The organism is Azonexus sp. (assembly GCF_036170495.1).
GTDB lineage: Bacteria > Pseudomonadota > Gammaproteobacteria > Burkholderiales > Rhodocyclaceae > Azonexus.
Map to the genome: position 1 here is coordinate 1 of NZ_JAVHPH010000224.1, position 6,466 is coordinate 6,466.

Genomic DNA, 6,466 nt, shown 5'->3' on the forward strand with positions numbered 1-6,466 from the left:
CGTGCAGGTCTGCCTCCTGCCACTCCTGTTCGCCGACGCGCGAGAAGTTTTTGAGATCCTGGACAATCTTGCGGACCCGGCCCAGGCCGTCCTTGGATTCCGCGAGAAGGCTGAAAATATCGTCTTTGAGGAAGGCGAAATCGTGCTGTTCCAGCAAGCGTCTGATTTCGTCGGCATGCGGGTTGGACTCCCCCTCGTTGCCGAGCCGGTTTTGGTAGGCCGTGATGATGTCCATGAGGTCGTGTACGTAGCCATCCAGCGTACCCAGATTGGAATGAACAAAACCGATCGGGTTGTTGAGTTCGTGGGCGACGCCTGCTGCCAGTTGGCCGATGGAGGCCATTTTTTCCGATTGCATCAACTGGTTGTTGGCCTCTTCCAGGCGTTTGTTGAGTTTTTTCTGTTGGCTCAGCGCGTCGTTCATCGCCGATTGCTGGGTTTTACGTTCCGTTATGTCGGTTAGCACGCCATCGTAGAACTCCGGTTTGCCGTCGGCGTCGAGACGAACGGTGGTTCGACCCAGTACCCAGACAATCTGGCCGTCGGCGGTGACCAGACGATATTCCTGCGTGAAGCGTGATACCCCTTCGGCCGTGTAGCGCTTGGTTTCGTCGCGTATCCGTGGCTGGTCATCGGGGTGAATGACATCAAATACGCGAGGCTTCCCCGCGATCAAGTGATTGGGGGGGTAGCCCCATTGCCGCACATTGTCCGAAATAAAGACCAGTGGCCAGCCTTCGGCGCAGCAAGCCCGGAAACATACCACCGGACTCGCATTCACCACCTGGGTGGCAAGGCGCAGCGCGTTCTCGGTACGTTGTCGACGCACGATGCGCCACGTTTCGCTGCCAATTAGTTGTACCGTTTCGACGTCGAAATCGGTGTAATCGCTGGCCTTGTTGCCAACCCCCGTCATCATGCGGATGGTGCCGTCCTCCATGTCCGGAACGCTGAGCAGGCGGGTCAATGCGGCGTGGCCGGTGGGGCGTCCGTGTTTGTTCTCGGCGGTGGCGTAGTCATTGATAACGACAGGCTGTTTTTTACGGGCCGCCTCGGCCCAGACCCCCGCTTCTGAAATGGGGTAATGACTGTCGAAGGTGGTCGTGCAGTCATTTTTCAGCGTGCTGCCCGACCAGGCGGTCAGTTCGATAGTCTGGCCATCGTCATTGACGAAGTGCATATAGCCGATGACGCTCTGCGTCGCCTCTTCGGCCCGCTCCAGGGCGTATTGCATGAACGCTTTTTCAGAAAGCGCCTCGGCTTTTTTCGGTAATGCCAGCAAGATGGCAGAACGACGGGCTTGCTGGGCAAGCCGGAGCTCGTTCAATCGACGCTCGGTAATATCGATCGTGATGCCACCCAGGTCGGCGCTGCCATCTTCGCGAGGAATGGCAAATTTGGTGCTTTCCAGAACTCGCCCGTTCCATTCATCCTCAATGCGTTCAGTGATGCCGGTGGCTAGAATGCGCGCTTCATCAGCGACGATTTTTTCTCCGAATTCGCCCGGAAAAACTTCAAGCGAGAGGCGGCCCAGGATGCCTTCTGGATCGATTCCAAACAGGGCTTGAAAACCCTTGTTGGCGAGAAGAATGCGAGAGTCTGCAGCCTTGATGTAAGCGCTACCCGGCAGGTGGTCGATAAAACGCTGTAGCGTTTTGACCGAGGAACGCCATTCGTTTTCGGCCAGAACCCAGTTGCTGAGGTCTTCGACGATGACCACAATAAAATCAATTTTCCCGTTGGCCTGGCGGAGCGCACGCGCCGAGATGGCCGCGTAAACAACCGCGCCATCCTTGCCGATAAAGCGCTTTTCCATCGCATAGCCATCGGACTCACCCCGCAGGACGGCATCAAATTTCTTGATGTCCATCTCCGCGTCATCAGGGTGAGTCAGTTCTGTCCATGTTTTTAGCATCAACTCTTCGGTTTCGTAGCCCAAAATACGGCCTAGGGAAGGGTTGACCGTGAGCCAGGTCTTTTCGGCTGAAATCGTCGCGATGCCGACCATGGCATAGTCAAAAATGGCACGGAATCGTGCCTCGCGTTCCCTTTCGCGCATCCGCAGGCGGAGCCAAAAGACGATGCTCGTTGCCGCGAAAAGGAGCAGGGCCCCGGCAACGATCCATTTCTCAAAAATCCCGTCGCCCTTGCCAAGGAACAAGGTGGCGGCGATGACGACAAAAGCCACCGGCAGGAAGCACCAGAGAAAAGTGGCTCGCTGGCTAAGACGCATGGTCAGCCTTTGGCCATCCGGAAGGCTTCGCGAATCTGCTCGCGCAGCAGGTCGTCATCCCAAGGCTTGGTCAGGAATTTGTAGATGGCACCGCGATTGATGGCCTCGGTGACCGATTCGATGTCGGTGTAGCCGGTCAGTACGATGCGGATAGTCTCCGGATAGAGCTGGCGGACTCGGGCGAAGAACTCGGTTCCCGACATGTCCGGCATGCGCTGGTCGGAGAGAATGACTTGCACCGGATGTTTGGCCAGATGCTCGAAAGCTGCCACGGGCGACTGGGCAGTCAGGATGTTGAAGCCTTCCCGGCGGAGCAGGCGGGACAGCGAGGTCAAAATATTCGGCTCGTCATCGACAATGAGCAGCGTCTGCGCCTTTTTCGCTGGCGTATTGGCGAGTTGAAGGCTCTTTCGGCCGGCCAGCAGCTGCTCGAACTCCGCTGCCGGCAGCGGCCGGCTGAACAGGTAGCCCTGCATCGAGTCGCAGCGTCGACTGCGCAGGAAGCTGGCTTGCGCTTCGGTTTCGACGCCCTCGGCCAGTACGCTCAGGTTGAGGCTGCGCGCCATGACGATGGCCGCGGTGGCAATGGCTGCATTGACCGGATTTTCGGTAATGTCGCGGACAAAACTTTGGTCAATCTTGATCTTGTCGAAAGGGAGGCGCGAAATGTACGACAGCGAGGAGTAGCCGGTGCCGAAATCATCGAGGGATATTTTGACGCCCAGTGCCTTGAGGGCCCGGCATTGGGTGATGGCTTCATCGATGTCATCGATCAGGGCGCTCTCGGTGATCTCCAGTTCCAGGGCGCCGGCGGGCAGGCCGGTTTCACCCAGGCACTGACTGACCAGGCCGGGCAGGTTGGCCTGGCGAAACTGACGTGAAGAGAGGTTGACCGCGATACGCAGGTTGGCGAGGCCCAGGTCGAGCCATTGTCGGGCTTGCAGACACGCTGTGCGCAAGACCCATTCGCCGATGGGCAGGATAAGCCCGGTTTCTTCGGCGATCGGGATGAATTCGACCGGTGAAACAGCGCCGAATTCCGGATGGTGCCAGCGTAACAGGGCTTCCATGCCGATCATGTTGCCGCTGTCGAGACTGATCTGTGGCTGGTAATAAACCGTCAGTTCATTGCGTTGCAGGGCTTGCCGCAAGGCAGCCTCAAGCCCGAGTCGGCGGGCGGCATCGGCATCCATTTCCGGCGAATAGAAACGGAACGTGTTTTGCCCACTCTTTTTGGCGCGGAGTAGTGCTGCATCAGCGCACTTCATCAGCGCATCGACATCGTCGCCATTGCGGGGGGCGACGCTGACGCCGATGCTGGCGGTGATGCTGACGGCGTGCCCGCCTACCTCGAACGGAACGGCAATGGCATCGAGCATGCGCTGGGCGAGCGCTATGGTGTCCCGCTCGTGGCTCAGATTGGCCATCACGAAGCCAAATTCGTTGCCGGAACGGCGGCCGACCGTATCGCCGTCGCGGACCTGCAAATTGAGCCGGCGCGCCACCTCGATCAATATCCCGTCGCCAATCGGCGGACCCAGCGTGTCGTTGATGAAACGGAAGCGGTCAAGGTCGAGCAGGATGACCGCTGTCTCCCGATTGAAGCGGTGCGCACTGATCAGGGCTTGCCCAAGGCGGTCGGCAAACAGGCTGCGGTTGGGCAGGTTGGTCAGCGGATCGAAGCTGGACAGATATTGAATACGTTCTGCGGCAGCATGGCGCTCCGAGAGGTCGCTGAACAGGCCGACGTAATTGGTCAGGCGCCCGCCTTGATCGTGCACGGCCGAAATGTTGAGCCATTCGGTCACCAGTTCGCCATCCTTGCGCCGGTTGGTAATCTCGCCCTGCCAGTTGCCGTACCGGTTGATGGCTTCCCACATGTCGCGATAAAACTCGGGGCCGTGTACCCCGGAACGGAGTAGCCGGGGATTCTTGCCCAGGGCATCGCTGGCGTCATAGCCGGTAACCTTTGAAAAGGCCTGGTTGGTGAGCAAAATGTCCCCGTTGGTATCGGTAATACAGACGCCGTCGCTGATCCCGGTGAACACCACCGAAGATAAGCGATGTTCGCTTTCGGCGGCCTTGCGCCGGCTGATGTCGGCCATGGTCCCCAGGGTCAGCAGCGGTTTGCCCCGGGGGTCGCGGCGCAGTATGCGTCCGCGCGCTTCCATCCAGACCCAGTGACCGTCGGCATGGCGCATGCGCAGTTCGTCGACATGGATTTCGTCACCCTGGTCGGGCGGAGCTTCCATGCTCTGCAGAATGGCTCTGCGGTCTTCCGGGTGGACCCGTTCAATCACGGCGCTGATTGTCGTCGGCCCTTCATTCAGGCCAAGAATATGCGACAGGCTGGGGCTCCACTGGTTGCTCCCGTGCTCGTGATCGTGCTCCCAGATACCGAAACCGGAGGTGGCCAGGGCGATTTGCAAGCGGGTGTCGAGTTGAGCATTTTCAGCCATCCGCCGGGCTACTTCCTGCTCCAGCCAGGCCTTTTGCCCGGCAACAATATCGCGCGTCCGCTTCAGTTCAAGTTGGGCTTTGACGCGGATGCCGAGGATGGCCGGATTGATCGGCTTGGTGATGTAGTCAACGGCGCCTTCCTCGATGCCGCGTTCCTCGTTCTCCGGATCGTTGAGGGCGGTCACGAAAATAACCGGGATGGCGCGGGTTTCGTCATCGGCGCGCAGCGCCCGGAGTACGTCATGGCCATCCATCTCGGGCATCATGACGTCGAGCAGGATAAGGTCGGGCTGTGGGGCGAGTCTCGCATAGCGCAGGGCAATCGGGCCACTGTTGGCGACCCGCACGTCAATGCCCAGATTGCCGATCATCTCGGAAATGGCGCTTAGGTTGTCGGGCACGTCATCGACAATCAACACTATGGGCTTGGCCGCCTCCTCGGTCTTGTTGTCCTGATGTGTCATGCCACCTGCTCCCTGCGCATTTCAATCATGAGTGCTAGTCTCGCTCGCCAGGCGTGCTCAGACAAGGCATATGGCGCGCACTGGAGAAATAATTTCAGGCCAGCTGTGCTTTTATTGTGTCGATCAACGCCATGGCGCCATCAAAGTTGAACAGAGCGATTTGCTGGCGCAATGCCTCGCACTCTACCGGGCAACAGCGTTTCAGATCGGCTTTCAGACGATTGAACTGGTGGGGCGCTTCAATATCTCCGGTGCCTAGCAACGCGCTCAGAACGTCGATTTGTTGCCGCAGGGTGTGAGTTCCGGCGGGCGCTTCCGATATGTCCTGATCGCTCCGGGGCGGTCGGGGCGAGGTGGCGCCGCTCGCCGGTAGATGTTTGGCGAGCAGGGTGTAGAGGGCGTCGGGATAGACCGGCTTGGCCAGAAAGTCGGTCATCCCGGCCTCGATGCAGCGTTTCCGGTCGGTGTCAAAGGCGTTTGCAGTCAGCGCAATGATCGGCACCAAGGCGCCGTTTTCAAGGGCGCGGATTTGCCGGGTGGCATCCAGTCCATTGAGTTCCGGCATCTGGATGTCCATCAGGATGAGATCGAAATTTGACTGTTTATACCGGTCGACCGCAACAACGCCGTTTTCTGCGGTGACCACCTCGAGGCCGACGCTGGTCAGCAGTTCAACGGCGATGTCCCGGTTGATGCGCTCGTCCTCGACGATCAGAACCCGTCCCCGCAGCTGCCGTGAGGACGCATTCTCCGGGGCGGGGAGCGTGTCGTCTCTGGCCACGCCGAGGCGGGCGGTGATCCAGAAACGACTGCCGACGCCCGGTTTGCTGTCGACGCCGACTTCACCCCCCATGAGTTCGGCGAGATGGCGGGCAATGGCCAGGCCCAGACCGGTGCCGCCAAAGCGCCGGGTGGTCGAGCTGTCGAGTTGCTCGAAGGCGTTGAACAGGCGGGCCGTGTCTTCGGCCCGGATGCCGATGCCCGTATCGCTGACCGTGAAGCGGCAGGTCATCTCTTCGCCTTCATCGGCGAGCAGTTCGCCGTCGAGTGAAATGGAGCCGTTTTCGGTGAACTTGATCGCATTGCTGGCAAAGTTGAGCAGCACCTGGCGCAGGCGCGTCACGTCGCCGACGGCGCGTTCTGGCAAACGACGGGTGTCGATGTGCAGGCTCAGCCCCTTGCCGGTGACCCGGTCGCGAATCATTGCGCCGATGTTCTGCACGACTTCGCCCGGCGAGAAAGCATGGTTTTCGGGCAATACCTTGCCGGCCTCGATTTTCGAGAGATCGAGAATGTCGTTGATGATTTG

Annotated in this window: 3 protein-coding genes; all 3 read right to left on the reverse strand. The window is 59.5% G+C overall.

Annotated features, from left to right (window positions below; genetic code table 11):
* A partial coding sequence (locus ADADOO_RS07630) for a PAS domain S-box protein (protein WP_511276397.1) occupies positions 1-2,161 on the reverse strand: 2,161 nt, incomplete at its 3' end.
* Positions 2,162-2,235: 74 nt separating this feature from the next.
* Positions 2,236-5,157: an EAL domain-containing protein gene (locus tag ADADOO_RS07635; protein ID WP_511276399.1), complete on the reverse strand. Its 2,922-nt coding sequence runs from the start codon at positions 5,155-5,157 to the stop codon at positions 2,236-2,238.
* 94 nt (positions 5,158-5,251) lie between these two features.
* Positions 5,252-6,466 (reverse strand): response regulator (locus ADADOO_RS07640; protein WP_511276401.1); only part of this gene is annotated, 1,215 nt, incomplete at its 5' end.